Source organism: Kluyvera sp., assembly GCF_965301105.1.
Map to the genome: position 1 here is coordinate 1 of NZ_CBDKZX010000013.1, position 17,101 is coordinate 17,101.

Annotated in this window: 16 protein-coding genes and 1 pseudogene; 6 read left to right on the forward strand and 11 right to left on the reverse strand. The window is 56.3% G+C overall.

The genetic code is table 11. From position 1 onward, the window contains the following. Nucleotides 1-401: pseudogene (rimO, locus tag ACW14G_RS07620) on the reverse strand (30S ribosomal protein S12 methylthiotransferase RimO); the annotation flags it as partial. Nucleotides 402-574: 173 nt separating this feature from the next. Further along, entirely contained in the window at nucleotides 575-1,723 is a 1,149-nt protein-coding gene (locus ACW14G_RS07625) for a lipase family protein (RefSeq protein WP_249022115.1), read from the reverse strand. Nucleotides 1,724-1,964: 241 nt separating this feature from the next. On the opposite strand from ACW14G_RS07625, the gene ACW14G_RS07630 reads away from it, so the two are divergent. Next, nucleotides 1,965-2,348, forward strand: a complete 384-nt coding sequence (locus ACW14G_RS07630) for a biofilm formation regulator BssR (RefSeq protein WP_223802214.1) — start codon at nucleotides 1,965-1,967, stop codon at nucleotides 2,346-2,348. Nucleotides 2,349-2,382: 34 nt separating this feature from the next. On the opposite strand, the gene ACW14G_RS07635 is transcribed toward ACW14G_RS07630, so the two are convergent. Continuing rightward, nucleotides 2,383-3,669 carry an ABC transporter substrate-binding protein gene (locus ACW14G_RS07635; RefSeq protein ID WP_249022114.1) on the reverse strand — a complete coding sequence of 429 codons (1,287 nt, stop codon included), beginning with the start codon at nucleotides 3,667-3,669 and terminating at the stop codon, nucleotides 2,383-2,385. A gap of 24 nt (nucleotides 3,670-3,693) precedes the next feature. Beyond that, nucleotides 3,694-4,773 (reverse strand): cellulase family glycosylhydrolase, encoded by a 1,080-nt coding sequence (locus ACW14G_RS07640; RefSeq protein ID WP_163447003.1) that lies wholly within the window; start codon nucleotides 4,771-4,773, stop codon nucleotides 3,694-3,696. Nucleotides 4,774-4,918: 145 nt separating this feature from the next. Here ACW14G_RS07640 and ACW14G_RS07645 point away from each other — a divergent pair, with 145 nt between their 5' ends. Then, nucleotides 4,919-5,929, forward strand: coding sequence for a LacI family DNA-binding transcriptional regulator (locus tag ACW14G_RS07645; protein WP_249022113.1), 1,011 nt, complete (start codon nucleotides 4,919-4,921; stop codon nucleotides 5,927-5,929). A gap of 5 nt (nucleotides 5,930-5,934) precedes the next feature. On the opposite strand, the gene ACW14G_RS07650 is transcribed toward ACW14G_RS07645, so the two are convergent. Next, entirely contained in the window at nucleotides 5,935-6,555 is a 621-nt protein-coding gene (locus tag ACW14G_RS07650; protein WP_065355615.1) for a glutathione S-transferase family protein, read from the reverse strand. Nucleotides 6,556-6,786: 231 nt separating this feature from the next. Between ACW14G_RS07650 and dacC the strand changes: the two genes are divergently transcribed. Next, nucleotides 6,787-7,989 (forward strand): serine-type D-Ala-D-Ala carboxypeptidase, encoded by a 1,203-nt coding sequence (gene dacC / locus ACW14G_RS07655; RefSeq protein ID WP_163446999.1) that lies wholly within the window; start codon nucleotides 6,787-6,789, stop codon nucleotides 7,987-7,989. Between the two features lie 7 nt (nucleotides 7,990-7,996). Here dacC and deoR read toward each other — a convergent pair whose 3' ends face one another. Together deoR and ybjG are read right to left on the reverse strand one after the other, a co-directional pair. Then, complete coding sequence (deoR, locus tag ACW14G_RS07660; protein WP_065355616.1) at nucleotides 7,997-8,755, reverse strand: DNA-binding transcriptional repressor DeoR; 759 nt, start codon at nucleotides 8,753-8,755, stop codon at nucleotides 7,997-7,999. A 70-nt stretch (nucleotides 8,756-8,825) separates the two neighbouring features. Next, entirely contained in the window at nucleotides 8,826-9,434 is a 609-nt protein-coding gene (gene ybjG / locus ACW14G_RS07665) for an undecaprenyl-diphosphate phosphatase (RefSeq protein ID WP_064548552.1), read from the reverse strand. A gap of 267 nt (nucleotides 9,435-9,701) precedes the next feature. On the opposite strand from ybjG, the gene ACW14G_RS07670 reads away from it, so the two are divergent. Then, nucleotides 9,702-10,937, forward strand: coding sequence for an MFS transporter (locus tag ACW14G_RS07670; protein ID WP_167576323.1), 1,236 nt, complete (start codon nucleotides 9,702-9,704; stop codon nucleotides 10,935-10,937). Nucleotides 10,938-11,006: 69 nt separating this feature from the next. Here ACW14G_RS07670 and ACW14G_RS07675 read toward each other — a convergent pair whose 3' ends face one another. Together ACW14G_RS07675 and ACW14G_RS07680 are read right to left on the reverse strand one after the other, a co-directional pair. Continuing rightward, nucleotides 11,007-11,819 (reverse strand): Cof-type HAD-IIB family hydrolase, encoded by an 813-nt coding sequence (locus ACW14G_RS07675; RefSeq protein ID WP_167576322.1) that lies wholly within the window; start codon nucleotides 11,817-11,819, stop codon nucleotides 11,007-11,009. Further along, a complete protein-coding gene (locus ACW14G_RS07680) occupies nucleotides 11,819-13,021 on the reverse strand; it encodes an MFS transporter (protein WP_163446993.1) in 1,203 nt (400 codons plus the stop codon). The genes ACW14G_RS07675 and ACW14G_RS07680 overlap by 1 nt, the downstream gene beginning before the upstream one ends. An 81-nt stretch (nucleotides 13,022-13,102) precedes the next feature. Here ACW14G_RS07680 and ACW14G_RS07685 point away from each other — a divergent pair, with 81 nt between their 5' ends. Then, nucleotides 13,103-13,654 (forward strand): TetR/AcrR family transcriptional regulator, encoded by a 552-nt coding sequence (locus ACW14G_RS07685; RefSeq protein WP_163446991.1) that lies wholly within the window; start codon nucleotides 13,103-13,105, stop codon nucleotides 13,652-13,654. Here the strand turns inward: ACW14G_RS07685 and ACW14G_RS07690 are convergent. Together ACW14G_RS07690 and ACW14G_RS07695 are read right to left on the reverse strand one after the other, a co-directional pair. Beyond that, on the reverse strand, nucleotides 13,651-14,448 hold the full coding sequence (locus ACW14G_RS07690) for an SDR family NAD(P)-dependent oxidoreductase (RefSeq protein WP_249022112.1): 798 nt from the start codon (nucleotides 14,446-14,448) through the stop codon (nucleotides 13,651-13,653). The genes ACW14G_RS07685 and ACW14G_RS07690 overlap by 4 nt on opposite strands. A gap of 275 nt (nucleotides 14,449-14,723) precedes the next feature. Further along, complete coding sequence (locus tag ACW14G_RS07695) at nucleotides 14,724-16,412, reverse strand: aspartate:alanine antiporter (RefSeq protein WP_163446987.1); 1,689 nt, start codon at nucleotides 16,410-16,412, stop codon at nucleotides 14,724-14,726. Between the two features lie 274 nt (nucleotides 16,413-16,686). Here ACW14G_RS07695 and ACW14G_RS07700 point away from each other — a divergent pair, with 274 nt between their 5' ends. Beyond that, nucleotides 16,687-17,073 carry an inner membrane protein YbjM gene (locus ACW14G_RS07700; protein WP_163446985.1) on the forward strand — a complete coding sequence of 129 codons (387 nt, stop codon included), beginning with the start codon at nucleotides 16,687-16,689 and terminating at the stop codon, nucleotides 17,071-17,073. Nucleotides 17,074-17,101: the final 28 nt, after the last annotated feature.

Consider the following 17,101-nt stretch of genomic DNA (forward strand, 5'->3'; position numbering starts at 1 on the left):
TGGCGCGGCGTCAGCTTAACGCCCTGTTCCGGCACCAGGCTCAGGAACGGGTTGTGCTGTGGTTTTGGCGCGTAGTGGTGTACGTGCTCCAGAACCTGCTCATAGCTGTGTGGGCCAGTGATTTCCAGCACTTTCGGGTGCACTTCGCGAATTTGATCTTCTTTGGCGCCCAGGCAGCCGGTCACGATGACCTTACCGTTTTCTTGTAGCGCTTCACCGATCGCTTCCAGGGATTCCTGGACGGCGCTGTCGATAAAGCCGCAGGTATTGACGATGACCATATCGGCACCCTCATAAGTGGGCACCACCTCATAACCTTCGGTGCGCAGCTCGGTAAGGATGCGCTCGGAATCGACCAGGTTTTTCGGACAGCCTAAAGATACAAAACCAATTTTGCTCATTTTATGTACGAATCATTGCTCAGGAAAACGCGGAGTATACATCATGCCCCAACGCTACAGCTATATCCGATGGTCATCTGATTGTCAGGAAAACGATACGTTAATAATGCGCTTCGTGAGCACGAATGCAGGCCAGAAAAGCGCCTGCATTATGCTTTCCGCCTGGTGACGTATTACTCTTTTTTCGCCACATCGCCCCGGATAAGGAAGGGCACGGAATCGCGCAGCGATGGATTGACGGTACCGCTGTGGTCAAGCCCTTCATAAACATGCACTTCTGCCTGCGTGCCGGCGGCTTTAACGGCATCGGCGAAGCGCAGCTGCATGGCGGTGGGAACGTTGATATCCGCGCTGCCAATACCGATAAATACCGGGTGCTGAATATGCATTGTCGGATACAACATGGTGTTGATCCCATTGCTTAACAGGCTTTCTATCGCGGGTTTAAGCGTATTGCTGGCATTGAGACCGGCCTGCATGGTCTTTTGCGTCAGCGGTGTGATACAGAGATTTTTCGCCTGTTCCAACAGTGGCAGCGCGCTGTCCTGGAAATAATTTTCTGGCTTCAGCGAGGGATCGGCGTCTGCTGCGGCGAGGTAGATATAGAAGATATACGGAATCTTAGGATCTCCGGCGTTCTGATTATCCCCTTTTGCTGGCGGCAGAATATCAGCAGCGGTGGTTCCGATCGCAAAATACGGTGTGCCGGTTAATACCGTGGCGCGGATGTTCAGTTCCGGCGCGTACTGAGGCTGGAATCCTGCGCTGGAAAATGCCGCGTGAGCCCCTTGTGATTGACCGACCAGAGTCAGTTCATTCTTCAGCGGAAACTGGCGCAGCGCGGCGCGAACGCCATCCAGTATGCTCCACGCTTCCCCACGGGCATTGAGATAGTGGTGTACGCCTTCCGAACCCAGACCGGCATAGTCCGGCGCCACGATGGCGTAGCCCAGCGAAAGCCAGGTATTAAGGTACTGTTTATCGCGGACGGTACGTTCATTGAGCGATGGTGCGCATTGGCTGGCTACGCCGACGGTGCCATGCGCCCAGACCACGACGGGCCATCCGCCTTCCGGCGCTTTCCCTTTTGGAATAAACACCGCGGCGGAGTCCACGCGCGGCGAATGTCCGTCAACGCCACTACGGGAAGGGTAATGCATCAGATACTGCTGGGCGGCTTCGCTAAGCCCATGGTCGGCGGCCAGAGTGGCCGTATTTTCATGCTCTTTGGCCTGCGACGGCGCGGCAATAACCGGGGAGGCGCTTGCGGATAACAGCATTAATGCACAGGCCGTCACCCTTACTCTTTCCTGAAATAACATGCACAACATCCTTTTTTGTCGTCTGAATAGTCACAGTGTAGTCGGCGACGCGTTAACGCGGCATCAATGACAGTCTGATATAGGGGCAGGGCGGTCGAGGCTTTTTCCAGTCCCGACGATGTTCAAGGTTGGTTTGTTGTTAAAAATGTTGCAAATGATGAATTGTTGATATCGCGCAGCATTTTGTACGTTAAGTAATCTCATAATGAGAATGCCAATGGGTGGCAAGGGAGGTAAATGCATGACGGAAAGCAAACTGAAACGCAAGCTGGTGGGGAGGCTCATCAACGCGCGAATTGACCTTGATGCCTATTTGCAACTGAGGAAGGCAAAGGGGTATATGTCAGTCGGTGAAAACGATCATCTGCGTACTAACCTGCTTGAATTGTGCAGCGAGCTGCGTGATAACGCGGTCGCGCTTAAGCGCTGCACATCACTGAACGAATTGGAAATGATGCGGCAGGCGGGCGAGGCGATGGCCTCTGCTGCGGTTTGCCTGATGAGTGGGCGCTATGATTGCCCCTCGTATATCGCGGTTAACGTAGAAACGCTCGATCGCTGTCTGGCGGCGTTGACGAAAAGCATTCGTAAGCTGGATGCAGGGACTCCCGTGGTGGAAACCTGAAACCAGGGGGACATTCGTCCCCCTGCTCGTCGTGCTAGCGCATAATGCGACGTAAAATGCGGTTAGCCTGCTCTTCAAAGTTGGTCGCGGTCTGGTCGATCGTGGCTTTACCGTAATCGATGCTTTGCAGCGCGGAGCTGAACAAGGCGCCAAACTGCGGATCTTCAAGGTACGGCAGCGCCTTCGACTTATTCGGCAGCGAGGCGGACTGCAGTAGCCCGGAAATCACCGGGTCGTCATCGGTTAACAGGCCCGCGTCGCGCAGGATTTTTTCACCTGACTTGCTTAGCGGCACGCCGCGCTCCAGCGCCACAGGGATAACGCCTTCTTTCTCGCTCATCAGGAAGTTAATCAGCGTTGCCGCTTCCTCCGGGTGGCGCGTGTTTTTGCTGATAGACAGCATCAGCGCCGTTTTATGGAACTGCCCGGCGTCTTTTGCCCCTTCGCGCATCGGATACGGCCCCATCACCAGATCCGCCGGATTGGCCAGATTCTGCGACTCGGCGGTGTACAACACGTTCCAGTTATAGACGCCGCCCCATTCACCGTTGATCCACGGTTTCATCTCATAGGCCACGCCTTTGCCAAACGATGCCATGGTACGGGCGTCCGGCACCGCGTGGGCGTCAACCAGCTTACGATAGAAGGTGAACGCCTCGACCAGATCGGCATGGTTCCAGCCGAGCTTGCGGGCTTTCTCATCGACCATCGGTTTCTGGTTGCCCTGATAGACATACGAGTTCAGGAGCAGCAGAGAATCCTGCTCCGTGAGAATCAATGGATAGTAGTTATCACCCAGCTTCTCTTTAAATACCGGCCCGGCCTTCAGCAGTTCGTCCCAGGTTTTGGGTAACGCAACGCCGGCTTTTTTCCACGTGGCGGCGTTGTAGTAAAACAGCATCACGTTGGCGGAAACCGGAATGGCGTTGACCTTGCCATTCACTGTGGTGCTGGCCAGCGACTCCGGAGAAAACTGATCGAGTCCAATAGGCTTCGCCAGTTTATTGAGGTCATAAAAACCGTCGCCGGTTTTTGACAGCAGCGTCAGCCAGTTCCAGTTGGCCTGGATAACGTCGGCCTCGGTATTGCTGTTGATCTGCGTGGTCAGACGCGAGTAGAAGCCGTCCCAGCCGGTGTATTCCGCCTTCACTTTGATATTGGGATATTTGGCCTCAAAGGCTTCCAGCGCCTTTAAGGTGGCCTGGTTACGGGCTTTGCCGCCCCACCAGGCAAAACGGAGTTCCACCTGATCGGCGCTGTGTGCGATGGGCATCGCGCCGAAACTGCAGCAGGCAAGCAGGAACAATATCGACTTTTTCATGGATGAATCCTCCGTGTCATAAGATTAACGCTGCTGCCGACGCCAGGTCGTTAAACCTTTCACCAGCTGCATTTCCTGCTCGCACCACGGCTTACCTTCTGGCGTTAACACATCGTGGAACCAGAGCGACTGCGGATCAGGGTGGTTTTTATTCACGCTGGTCCATGGGATCCAGGTTTGCGTGCGGCCCTGTACCAACCCCCACTGATAGCAGCCGGTATCAAAGGCGCAGAACAGCGGTAGCTGTTCGCTGAAGACGCAGTCCATATGGCGGGCCAGCCACTCGGTACACAGAACGGGACGATTACGGCGAACCAGATTCTCCAGCACGCTCAGCTGGCGGGCGGCGGTGTTGTAGTTGTGGTAGGTGATGATGTCTGACAGATCCATTGCGGCAGCGTCGATCGGATGTTCCAGCGTGCCGTACTTGTCGTGATCGATATGCCATGCGCCAACGGTCAGCGGCTGGGTTGGCCCCACGTCGCGCGCCCAGCCAAAGGTGGCGATCATCAGCTCCAGGGCGTAGCTTTCCAGCGCTTCGTCATACTCGGTTGATTCCGTTGGCGACAGGTTGATGCCGCGGTTTCCCGGTTCGTTGTAGAGATCCCAGATGGTGATGCGCGCGTCGTCTTTAAAACGGGTCAGCACGTCACGTACGTAGGCTTCAACCCGCGGCCACTGCTGTGGATCCATCACGATAGCGCGGCCAGGGCTGGCGGCAGCCTGGCTGTTGTGGACGCCTTCGCGCGGTGGTTTTTGCGGGCCGAGGTATGGCTCGTCGCCGGAGAAGCCGCAGTCGTCCATCAGCGTCAGCATGACCTGGATATCGTGTTTCGCGGCGAGGCTCAGGAAGGTGTCGATGCGCGCCAGCAGACCGTCGCGATCCGCTTCCCAGACAATAAACGGCAGGTTGGTGCGCAGGGCGTTATAGCCGTAATCATGCGCCCAGCCCAGCTCCTGATCGATCACTGCGGCGTCAAAGGTGTCGGCCTGCCACATTTCAGTCCAGTTCACCGCGCTGCGCGGCAAATAGTTAAACCCACAGGCCCAGCCGTGTTGTTTAAACCATGCTTGCGCCTGAGATTCGGTCCATTGTGAATGCATTTCTGTTTCTCCGTTGCTAATAATTATTAGCTAATATTTATTAACTGACGGTGGATACGCAATCACAAGGCTGTCATTCTGCTGGGGCGTTCACAAAAAAGATGTGGGATAACTGTGCTATAGTCGGCGGCGATAAGGAGTAATCATGCAGAAAAAAAATAAGATAACGATGAGTGATATCGCCAGGGAAGCCGGTGTTTCTCAGGCGACCGTTTCGCTGGTGCTCAACAATAGTCGGGCAATTCGTCTGAGTGATGCCACGCGCGACCGGGTGTATGCCGCGGCGCAGGCGTTGGGCTATCAAAAAATTATCGTGCCGCACCGTAAGGACGGGCAGGAGGAGATTGCGCTGCTGCTCAGCGGGATGCCGAATTACGATCCCTTTGTTGACGCCATTAGCGAGGCCAGCAGCACGGCATGGCAGCGTGATACGTTGCTGACCGTTTACGATTACGGCGACGATATGGAACTGGCCGTGCAGATTCTCCGTCAGTTGGAGCGGCGCAACTGCGCGGGAGTCATTCTCGCCAGCTCGGTAACGCGCGTCTTCGACTTTTCACCCTTTGAACCGTTAATCAATAAGCCGGTGGTGCTGCTGAACCAGTACGATCCCAACCGCCCGCTGTTGCCGACTTTCCTGCCGGATGACCGGGCTAACGCCTGTCAGACCGTCAACCATTTGCTGGCGCAGGGGGTGACGCGCATCGCGCACATCATGGGCGATGAGTGGATGGATGCCAGCGTGCTGCGCCTGGAAGGGTATCGCCAGACGCTTGAGCATGCGGGCATTACGGTGGATGAAGCGTTGATCAAGCAAACGGACTGGTCGCTGGATGCCACGTTTAAAGCCACGCTGGAGCTGATGCGCCTGCCGCAGCCGCCGCAGGCCATCTTCTGCGCTAGCGACTGGATGACGCTCGGCTGCTATCAGGCGCTGGCAACGTTGAATGTGTCGATTCCAGGGGACGTGCTGGTGTGTGGTTATGACGATCAGCGGATTGCTCATCAGTTGACGCCGGCGCTGACCAGCGTGCAGCTCGCTTATAACGAGTTGGGTCGAATGGCGGTGAGCTATCTCTGCGATGGCGACGATACCGCCGCCCATATCCGGCTGGTGGGCAAGTTGCAGGTGCGCGGCAGCAGCCAGCGCACCTGAAAAAATCAGCTGACGGGAATCATCACGACGTCGCGGAATGCAGGGCGCTCGGCTAGCTGCTGATACCAGCGCGCGAGGTGTGGGCGTGGCTGCCAGGTCTTGACGGTTTCCAGCAGGTTATAGACGAACGGCGCGACGGCGATATCGCCCACGCCGAACGCTTCGCCGGAGAGCCAGGTCTGTTTCGCCAGCGTGTTCTCCAGAATGTCCAGCAGCGGCTCGCAGGCTTCAATGGCCGCTTCAATCTCCGCCATATTGCGCTGTTCCGCTGGGGTTCTTACCAGCCCGATGAGAATCTTGCGATGCACCGGGGACAGGGTCTCGTTGGCCCAGTCCATCCATTTTTCGCTTTTGGCGCGCTGAATGGGGCTGGCTTGCCACAGGCTGTCAGTTCCGTACTGCGCCGCCAGGTAGCGGACAATAGTATTGGACTCCCACAACACGTCATCACCGTCTTTCAACATCGGCACCAGACCGTTCGGATTGAGCGCCAGATAGGCTGCGTCGCGGTTCACGCCAAAGCCCTGACCCGCCATAATCTGCTCATAGGGCAGGTTGAGTTCGGCCAGCGTCCAGCGCACTTTTTTCACGTTCGTTGAATTATTTCGTCCCCACAGCGTAACCATAACCACTCCCGTTTTTTTAGCGAAGGTTCAATGTGCGGCAAAGTTAACGCTTACGCAATCTTGATCAAAAAAAATGTCAGGTTTTAAGCACAAGTTGGGGATCTTGCGTAAACTTAAAAAACTTTACCAACTCACTGTTTCTTTAAGAGAGTTTCTACGTTATTACTCACGGCCTGGTGCAGCACGGCACTGTCGTGGCGTGTTTTGGGAATGGATACTTGGGTGGTTTTTATGATGTGTAACGCTAACGCCTTCAGGAGCCTGATGGCAGGCTCTGCGCTTTTACTTTTGATTGCACCGGCGGTGCAGGCGGCGGAGCAGATGCCCGATGCGCCGGCTATCGACGCGCGCGCGTTTATATTGATGGACTATGCCAGCGGTAAGGTACTGACCGAAGGCAATGCCGATGAGAAGCTGGACCCGGCCAGCCTGACGAAAATCATGACCAGCTACGTGGTTGGCCAGGCGCTGAAGGCGAACAAAATCAAGCTGACCGATATGGTCACGATTGGCCGTGATGCATGGGCCACCGGCAACCCGGCGCTGCGCGGATCCTCGGTGATGTTCCTCAAGCCGGGTGAGCAAGTCTCCGTCGAGAACCTCAATAAAGGGGTGATCATCCAGTCGGGCAACGATGCCAGCATCGCCATCGCCGACTACGTTGCAGGCAGTCAGGACTCTTTTGTGAGTCTGATGAACGGCTATGCGCAGAAAATTGGCCTGACAAATACCACCTTCAAAACTGTTCACGGCCTGGATGCGCCGGGGCAGTACAGCACCGCGCGCGACATGGCGCTGCTGACCAAAGCCATGATCCACGATGTGCCGGAAGAGTACGCGGTGCACAAAGAGAAAGAGTTTACCTTCAACAATATCCGCCAGCCGAACCGTAACCGCCTGCTGTGGAGCACCAACCTCAACGTCGACGGCGTGAAAACCGGTACGACCGCCGGCGCGGGCTACAACCTGGTGTCATCGGCCACCCAGGGCGATATGCGCCTGATTGCCGTGGTGCTGGGCACCAAGAGCGATCGTGTGCGGTTTAACGAGTCGGAAAAATTGTTGACCTGGGGCTTCCGTTTCTTTGAAACCGTCACCCCGATTAAGCCGGATGCGACCTTTGTCAGCCAGCGAGTGTGGTTTGGCGACAAGAGCGAAGTGAATCTGGGGGCCGGGGAAGCCGGTTCGGTGACGATTCCGAAAGGCCAGCTGAAAAACCTGAAGGCCAGCTACAGCTTAACTCAGCCGCAGCTGACCGCGCCGCTGACCAAAGGGCAGGTGGTGGGGACCATTGATTTTAAACTCAACGACAAAACCATCGAACAGCGCCCGCTGATCGTCATGGAAGCGGTCGAAGAGGGCGGGTTCTTTAGCCGGATGATGGACTTCGTGCTGATGAAATTCCACGAGTGGTTCGGCAGCTGGTTCTCGTAATGCCTGATTAATACAGCAGCGAGATTTGCTGCTGTTTCGCCAGTGCCACCAGTTCTTCATCCGGACTGGTGTCGCTGGCAATCACATCAAAGCGCGTCAGATCGCCCATGCGGGCGGGGCGCACTTTGCCAAACTTGCTGTGATCCGCTACCAGCACATGATAGCGCGCCTGGCGCATTGCCCAGTGCTTCACCGGCAGCTCTTCCAGATTAAAACAGGTTGCGCCCATCTCGATGTCGATACCCGCCGCGGAATAGAAAGCGATGTCCGGGCACAGGTGCGACAACGTATCCTGCTCGCTCAGCGGTTTGAAAATAGCGTTGCTGGCGTGGAACTCGCCGCCGCAAAGAATAGGCCGACAGTTGGGCTTATCCTGTAGCGCGAGGAAAGTGTTGAGGGAGTAGCAGACGGCGGTAAAAGGCAGATCGTTATCAATGGCATCGATAATCCACGGAGTGGTGGTGCCGCAGTCGAAAAACGCCATCTGGTGCGGCTTGAGCAGCTTTGCGGCATGGCGTGCCGCCAGCTTTTTTTCTTCCACCAGGCGGGTTTTTTGGTCGCTCAGTAAATAGTGCGGCACGCTGCGCGGTTCCAGCACCACGTAGCCCCCCAGCAGCACGACCGGCCCGCTTTCGCTGTTAAGATCGCGACGAATCGTCATTTCAGAAACGCCAAGCAGCGCCGCCGCTTCTTTAAGATGCAGCTTATCGCTACGTTTCAGTGCCTGAATCAGTTGGCCAATTCGCTCGTCGCGTCGTGTTTCCATAGTGCCTCTGGTGGACATGCCCCGGCAGGTCGCCGGGGCTCAGCGCGTTATTTTACCTGCGAGCGAAGTGCTAGTCACGCACCCAGCCTTTACGAATCGGAACAGAGAAGATAATGCGGTGCAGCTGCTGAAGGCGCGGGTAAACCAATGCGCCAATGGAGTGCCACAGCATTTGCGCGACCATGCAACCTACGAGGCCGCTGAGGAAACCGCCGAGCATATCCATCGGCCAGTGTACGCCGAGATAGACGCGGGACCAGGCAATCGCCATCCCCACGACCATCAGCACCAGCCCGGACCACAGGCGGTGCCAGAACAGGAACGCCAGCGCGAAGGTGAATATCACCGTGCCGTGGTCGCTCGGGAAGGAGTTATCCGGCGCGTGGTGCAGGAACGTATGGCCGACGTTTTCGACAAACGGACGCTCGTGCGGGAATAGCTGACCAATCGTCCACGACAGCGTAAGGCTAACGGCAATCGCCAGCGCGACTTTAATCACCAGATGACGCTGAGCATGCACCTGCTTACGTTCACCCCATAACCACATGGCGGCGGCCAGCAGAGGGACGATCAGGATCAGATCCTGCGCGATGAATGTCGCCAATGAAATTTCCCACGCCGCCGAGGCAGGGGTGGCATTGATGAGCAAAAACAGCGAATGGTTCAGGTTTTCCAGCATAGCGTTCCGGCTTAATAGATGACGTTTATATGACAGCTACCTTAAAAAGCCGTTTCTGGCGGGTAAAGCGGCATTGTCTGATTCGCTATACGCAATTTAAGGCGGCCTGTCGCATTGCGTAGAGTATAGTGCCAACTACCTTAAGCCAATCTTAACAACGCTTAACAACATCAATTTGTGCGAAATTGTTAAGCTGCGTGATAATTGACTATCACCACTAGCGTGCATTGATTAAACTTGCGCGTTTTTAGAATGCATACGAGTCATATGGACACTTTATCTTCTTCCCGGAAACGCTTAGGGCGCAAGGCGATTCTGTTCCCGCTTTGCCTCGTGCTCTATGAGTTTTCTACCTATATCGGCAACGATATGATCCAGCCCGGCATGCTCGCAGTGGTGAAGGAATTCAACGCTGGAGATGAATGGGTGCCGACCTCGATGACCGCCTACCTTGCCGGCGGTATGTTCCTGCAATGGCTGCTGGGGCCGCTATCGGACCGCATTGGCCGCCGTCCGGTCATGCTCACTGGCGTGGTCTGGTTTATCGTCACCTGTCTGGCGACTCTGCTGGTGCAAAATATTGAGCAGTTCACTTTCCTGCGTTTTTTACAGGGTGTGAGTCTGTGCTTTATTGGCGCGGTGGGTTATGCGGCGATTCAGGAGTCTTACGATGAGGCGACCTGTATCAAGATAACCGCCTTGATGGCCAACGTCGCATTGATTGCGCCATTACTGGGGCCACTGGTGGGGGCCGCGTGGATCCACGTCGCCCGTTGGGAGAGCATGTTTGTGCTCTTCGCGGTGCTGGCAGCCCTGGCTTATATCGGGCTGCATAAGGAGATGCCGGAGACGGCGACGCGCATTGGCGAGAAGCTGTCGTTAAAAGAGCTGGGGCGAGATTATCGCGAAGTGCTGAAAAATGGCCGCTTCGTGGCGGGCGCGCTGGCGACGGGTTTTGTCAGCCTGCCGCTGCTGGCGTGGATCGCGCAGTCGCCGGTGATTATTATTAGCGGTGAGGGCGCGAGCAGCTATGAATACGGCCTGCTGCAGGTGCCGATTTTCGGCGCGCTGATCCTCGGGAACCTTGTGCTGGCACGTCTGACCTCGCGCCGCACGGTGCGCGCGCTGATCGTCGCGGGGGGATATCCCATTATGTTTGGCCTTATTCTGGCCGCTGCGGCGACGGTGGTGTCGTCTCATGCCTATTTGTGGATGACCGCCGGATTAAGCTTCTACGCCTTCGGTATTGGTCTGGCGAACGCCGGGCTGGTGCGTTTGACGCTGTTTGCCAGCGAGATGAGCAAAGGTACGGTCTCCGCGGCGATGGGCATGCTGCAAATGCTGATCTTTACCGTCGGCATTGAGCTGAGTAAACACATGTACCTGTTGGGGGGAATTGGCTTATTCAGCCTGTTCAACCTGGCCGGTGGTTTGCTGTGGCTGGGGCTGATGGTGATGTTCCTGCGGGACAAAACGGTCGGCAGCGGCTTACAGCCGCAATAACGCTACGCAGCTTATCGGGCCTACGATCGATAATCGACCAGTAGGCCCGATAACCGAGCCGGATCTTAATCAGGCAAACGGCGCTTCGCCGTTGAGCACCTTATCAATAATCTCCAGCACGCCTTCTTCGTTATTGTGCGCCGCACGATAATTCGCGACCGCTTTCACCGCTTCAGACGCATTGGCCATCGCAAAACCGTAGCCAGCCTGCTTCAGCATCTCAATATCGTTGCCGCTGTCGCCAAACGCCACCACTTCCTCGTTACGGATGCCCCAGCGCGCCTGCAGTAGACTCAAGCCGTGTGCCTTGTGCACGCCGGGGATGATCAGGTCGATACTGCCGTGACCGGTGGTGACGGCGGTGAGCATATGACCAAGCTTGTCATCAAGCAGTGTCTGCATTTGCGGCACTTTATCGTCCGGAATATTCAGGGCGAATTTGAGAATGGTGTCGTCGAGATTATCGAAATTCTCCACCAGCTCCAGACGGTGATAATAGTGCACCGCAATGTCGTGGAAGCGCGGGTCATAGTGCTTCAGCGTGTAGGCGCTCTGTTTACCGCAGGCGATAATCTCAATTTCCGGGCGCGTTTGCAGGAACGCCACAATCTGCTGGAAATGGTCGCGCGGCATTGAACAGTTGAAAACGTCCTCTCCGGCGTCGCGGACCCAGCCGCCGTTCTCGGCAACGAAGCCAATTTCATCGACAATTTCCGGGAAGAACGACGCCAGTTGGTAGTACTGGTTGCCGCTGGCGACCACAAAGCGAATCTGCTGTTCTTTCATCCGCGCATACTGTTGGCGGAAGCGTTCGCGGTTATAGGTTTTCTTGTCGTTTAAAAATGTGCCATCCATGTCGACAGCGATCAGTTTAACGCTCATCAATGACTCTCCATTACAACGCGGGGCTCGGGTTTCGCCACCGCTTTCGCCACCAGAGCGGCAATCAGAACCAGCGCCAGGACGGCCAGCATCGCGCTACGCAGACCGTAATGTTCGCCGAGGAAGCCGAGCAGCGGCGGCCCGACCAGAAACGCCAGATAGCCAGTGGTGGCGACAACGCTGACGCGAGTTGGCGCATCCGGGCCGGTATCGCTGGCGGCGGAAATCGTGAGCGGGAAGCCAAGCGACGCGCCCAGTCCCCATAGAATAACCGACACGCCGGCCACCCAGGCGCTGTCGACAAAAATAATCAGCGCAATACCGAGCGCCCCCATCAACGCGCTGGCGCGCACCACGCTGACGCGGCTGTAGCGGTCGATAAACCAGCCGCCGGTAAAGCGCCCGACGGTCATACCCAGCGTGAAGCCGGCGTAAATGAGCGAGCCGGAGGTGGGACTAAAACCATGACCGTCCACCATCAGCAGCGGTAGCCAGTCGTTGGCTGAGCCTTCGGCGAACGCCATCGCCAGCACCACCACGCCAATCAGCATCAGCTGCATATCACGCCAGAAGGGCACGCCTTTTTCCTGGTGCTGCGCATCTTCCGCGGCGTTTTTGCCTGTGCCGTCGGGAATGGCCTTAATGGCAATGGCGATGGGGGCAATACCTACCAGCGCCGCCAGCAGAATATGCCACATCGCAGGAAGACCAAAGGCGGTGACCGCCATGCCGATGCCGGCGCCAACCAGCGTGCCGAAGCTGTAAAAGCCGTGCATCATTGGCAGTACGGTTTTTTTCATTTCGCGCTCGACCGCCGCGCCTTCAACGTTAATCGCCACTTCCGCTGAGCCAAAGCTGGCGCCAAAGATGGCCAGGCCGATAGCGAAGATCCACGCCGAGCCAAAGTGTAGCGCCAGGCTGAGGATCATCATGCCAAAGATGGCGCACGACATAGTGGTGCGAATCACCGCGCGGGTCCCGAATCGTTTCACTAAAAAAGCCGAACAAAGGATGCCGCTCATCGAACCAATCGACAGGCCAAACAGCACGATGCCCATTTCAGCAGTAGAAACCGATAAAATATCGCGGATCGCAGGCGTACGTGTAGCCCAGGAGGCCATCAATAAACCGGGTAAAAAAAAGAACATAAAGAGCGCCCACATCCGCAGTTGCAGGGCTTTACGGGAAGTTAACGTTGTCATCCATTCGCGTCGGGTCGGAAAGTGTGCAGACAACACTAACAAGACTGTGTACATTTGTACATAATCTGCATGAGGAGAATTATGGCTCGCCGACCGAATGACCCGCAGCGCCGGGAGCGCATCGTTGACGCTACGCTGGAAACGATCGCCACCCACGGCATTAATGCGGTCACGCACCGTAAAATCGCCACCTGTGCCGATGTGCCGTTGGGGTCGATGACCTATTATTTCGACGGCATTGAAGCGCTGCTGGGCGAGGCGTTTCGCACCTTTACCGATCGGATGTCGGAAGAGTATACGGCGTTCTTCGCCGATGTGACCAACACCACGGAAGCCTGTGATGCCGTTGCTGAAATCATCTTCAGCAGCCAGGTGACAACACCGAAGAACATGACCCTGATGTATCAGCTGTACGCGCTGGCGAGCAGTACGCCGTCGATGAAAGCGATTATGCAGAACTGGATGAAGCGCAGCCAGCAGACGCTGGCGCAGTGGTTCGACCCGACGACCGCCCGCGCGCTGGACGCCTTTATCGAAGGCATGACGCTGCATTTTGTCACCGATCGCCAGCCGCTGACGCGCGAGGATATTCGCAGCATGGTAGGGCGCATTGCCGGAGAGAAGCTGCGCTAGCTCAGCGTCGCGCCAGCGGTCACGTTGACGATGGTCGCGGTCATGGCTCCGGCTGCGTCAGCGGCCAAAAATGTTATCACTCCGGCGACCTGCTCGAGCGTAGGCAATTGTTTAAGCAGGGTGCCTTGCGCCGCGCCGCCCAGCCATTCGTCGACGGTGAGTTCCATTGCCTGCGCCTTCTGGCGAAAGATCTCGCCGGTATAGGAGCCCGCTTCTACGGCCCCGATAATCGCGTGTGAACGTACGCCGAGCACGCGGATGTTGCGTGGGCCCAGTTCGCTTGCCAGCGCTTTAATAAACGCCTCCGTTGCCGCACAGCCCACGATATGTCCCAGATGTCCTGGGATTGCCATCGCGGCTGCCGGGGCGACGACGGTCAGCATCACGCCCTGGCGGCGTCCACCCAGATAGGGGGCAGTCGATTTGGCGATAATAAACTGGGCTGCCAGAAACGGATCGATTCCCTGCCTGAACTCGGCAAGGGACAGCCGCTCCAGATGTTTTCCCTGCTCATGCATAAAGCCGGTCGCGTTCACCACCACGTCGATGCCGTGAGCCTGCTCGGCCAGCTGCGCGACGCGCCGCTGCGTCGCCTGTTCATCGAGTACGTCAACGGTAAAGGTGCTGACAGTGCCCCCCTGCGCGCGCACGCTTTCGACCACCTCGTCGAGCTTATCCTGATGGCGCGCCGCGAGATGCACCAGCGCGCCCTCGCGGGCCATGGCATGCGCTACCGCGCCGCCAATAGCACCGCTGCCGCCGAAGATAATCGCGACTTTGCCTGCTAATAACATAGGTCACCTCATGGTTCGGTGCGTGTTCTATCAGTATGGGATAGGGGGGAGGGGATGCAAGCGAAGCGAGTTTAATGTATTGATTTTGTTTGGTTTAACTGAATTTCAGGCAACAAAAAACCCATCAACCTTGAACCAAAGATGGCGGGGTTGATGGGCTCCACAAAATGGGGACATCAAAGAAAAGCAGTGGCACTAATTAAGACTCGCACCCTGAGGAAAAGTTCTGCGTTGCGCAAAAAAATTTTCTTTTCTTTGTTTTCCCCCTGTCAGGGCTAGCCGCCTAGTCCTGGCCAGATGATGATAATGAGCGTACCGGCGAGGGTTAACAGCACGTTTGCGATCGCATATGTGCCCGCATAACCCAGCGCCGGAATATTGCTGCGCGCGGTGTCGCTGATGATTTCCATTGCTGGCGCACAGGTACGCGCTCCCATAATGGCGCCGAACAGCAGCGCGCGGTTCATGCGCAGGACGTAAGCACCGAACAGGAAGCAGATAACCACCGGAACCAGGCTGACAAACAGTCCCGCAACCAGCATCTGGCCGCCAACCACGCCGAGGCTGTTGCCAATGCCGCCGCCAGCGCTTAAGCCGACGCCCGCCATAAACACCATCAGACCAAACTCTTTCACCATGTTCAGCGCGCCCTGCGGGATATAGCCGAAGGTGGGGTGGTTAGCACGCAGGAAGCCAAGCATGATGCCCGCAAACAGCAATCCGGCAGCGTTGCCGACGCCGAAGCTAAAGTTGCTGAACTGGAAGGTGATCATGCCGATCATCAGGCCGATGATAAAGAAGGCGCAGAAGGCCAGCAGGTCGGTCACCTGGCTGTGGATGGAGACGAAGCCGATACGATCGGCGACGGTTTTCACGCGGCGCGCGTCGCCGCTCACCTGTAGCACATCACCTTTGTTGAGGACGATGTTATCGTCGATCGGCATTTCAATCTGGCTACGGATGACGCGGTTGAGGAAGCAGCCGTGGTCGGTCAGCTTCAGCTGCGCCAGACGGCGACCCACCACATTATGATTTTTCACCACGATCTCTTCGGTAACGATGCGCATGTCCAGCAGATCGCGGTCGAACACCTCTTTACCGTTACGGAAGCTCGGGTCCAGACGCGCATGGGCATCCGGGTAGCCAACCAGCGAAATCTCATCACCCATTTGCAGGACGGCGTCGCCGTCCGGGTTTGCCAGAATGCCGTTGCGGCGGATACGTTCGATATAGCAGCCGGTCTGGCGATAGATGCCCAGTTCACGCAGATTTTTGCCGTCGGCCCATGCAACCAGCTCTGGCCCCACGCGGTAGGCGCGGATTACCGGCAGATAGACTTTTCGATTGGTGTCGGTGTCCAGACCGCGCTCACGGGCGATCTGCTGGGCGCTGGTTTGCAGATCCTGATGCTGGAACTTCGGCATATAGCGGGCGGCGACGATCAGGCTCACCAGACCAATCAGGTAGGTCAGGGCATAACCAAGACTCAGATGATCTTGCGCCTGCGCCAGCAGAGCGCTCTCCATGCCCGAGTGGCGCAGGGTATCCCCCGCGCCCACCAGAACCGGGGTAGACGTCATGGAGCCGGCAAGCAAACCGGCGGTCAGACCGATATCCCAGCCGAAGAGTTTACCGAGGCCCAGCGCAATCAGCAGCGCGCTGCCGACCATCACTAACCCCAGCATGAGATAATTTTTACCGTCGCGGAAGAAAATAGAAAAAAAGTTGGGTCCGGCTTCAACACCAACGCAGAAAATAAACAGCATAAAGCCTAAATTCAGCGCGTCGGTGTTAATACTAAAGTGCTGCTGCCCTAATAAGAGGGAGACGACTAAAACGCCAATGGAATTACCAAGTTGGATGGAGCCCAGACGTAATTTGCCAAGACAAAGCCCCAGCGCTAATACCACGAATAATAACAGGATGTAATTCCCGTTTAACAAATCTGCGACGTTTATATTCACGGAATCTAACTTATCGTTTACCAGTAACGTGTTGAAAGAAAGGGTTATTTGGTCTACTGTTGACCAAGGGCGATGGTTGGCTTAATGCTATCCTGTACCCAAAAAATAACCAGAAAATAGCGGTCAGTAGTTTAATCGTTCCTGAAAGCTACGGCTAGCAACAATCGCTTTTAGCACCGAAGTGTTTTGGCAGGGAAAGCCAAAAACTTTATCTGACTGGGCGCCCGTAAGGGTGATGAATGGGGTTTGATAGAGAATTTTTCAGGAGATGCGTGTGAAAACTGAACGCGGTTGGGTCGGTATAATATGCTGCTTTTTACTTTTTATAGTGGTCTTTTTTTCACTCGTCCTGCACGTCAAGGGCGCATTTCGCGCATCCGGAAATCCTGAACTCGGCCTGCTGTTTTTTATTATTCCTGGCGCCGTGTCCAGCTTTATCTCTCCGCGTCGTCGGGTGATGTTGCCGCTGGTGGGGGCGATTCTTGCCGCACCACTGTGCCTGCTGCTGACGCGACTGTTTCTCGAGAATCACGGTTCTTTCTGGCAGGAGCTGGCGTGGTTGTTCAGCGCTATCTTCTGGTGTGCACTCGGCGCGCTGTGCTATCTGTTCGTCAGTTCGTTGCTGCACGACAAACGCCGGGAAAACAAACGCCCGCTATAGGGCGGGCGTCGTGTCACGTCTCGTTAAG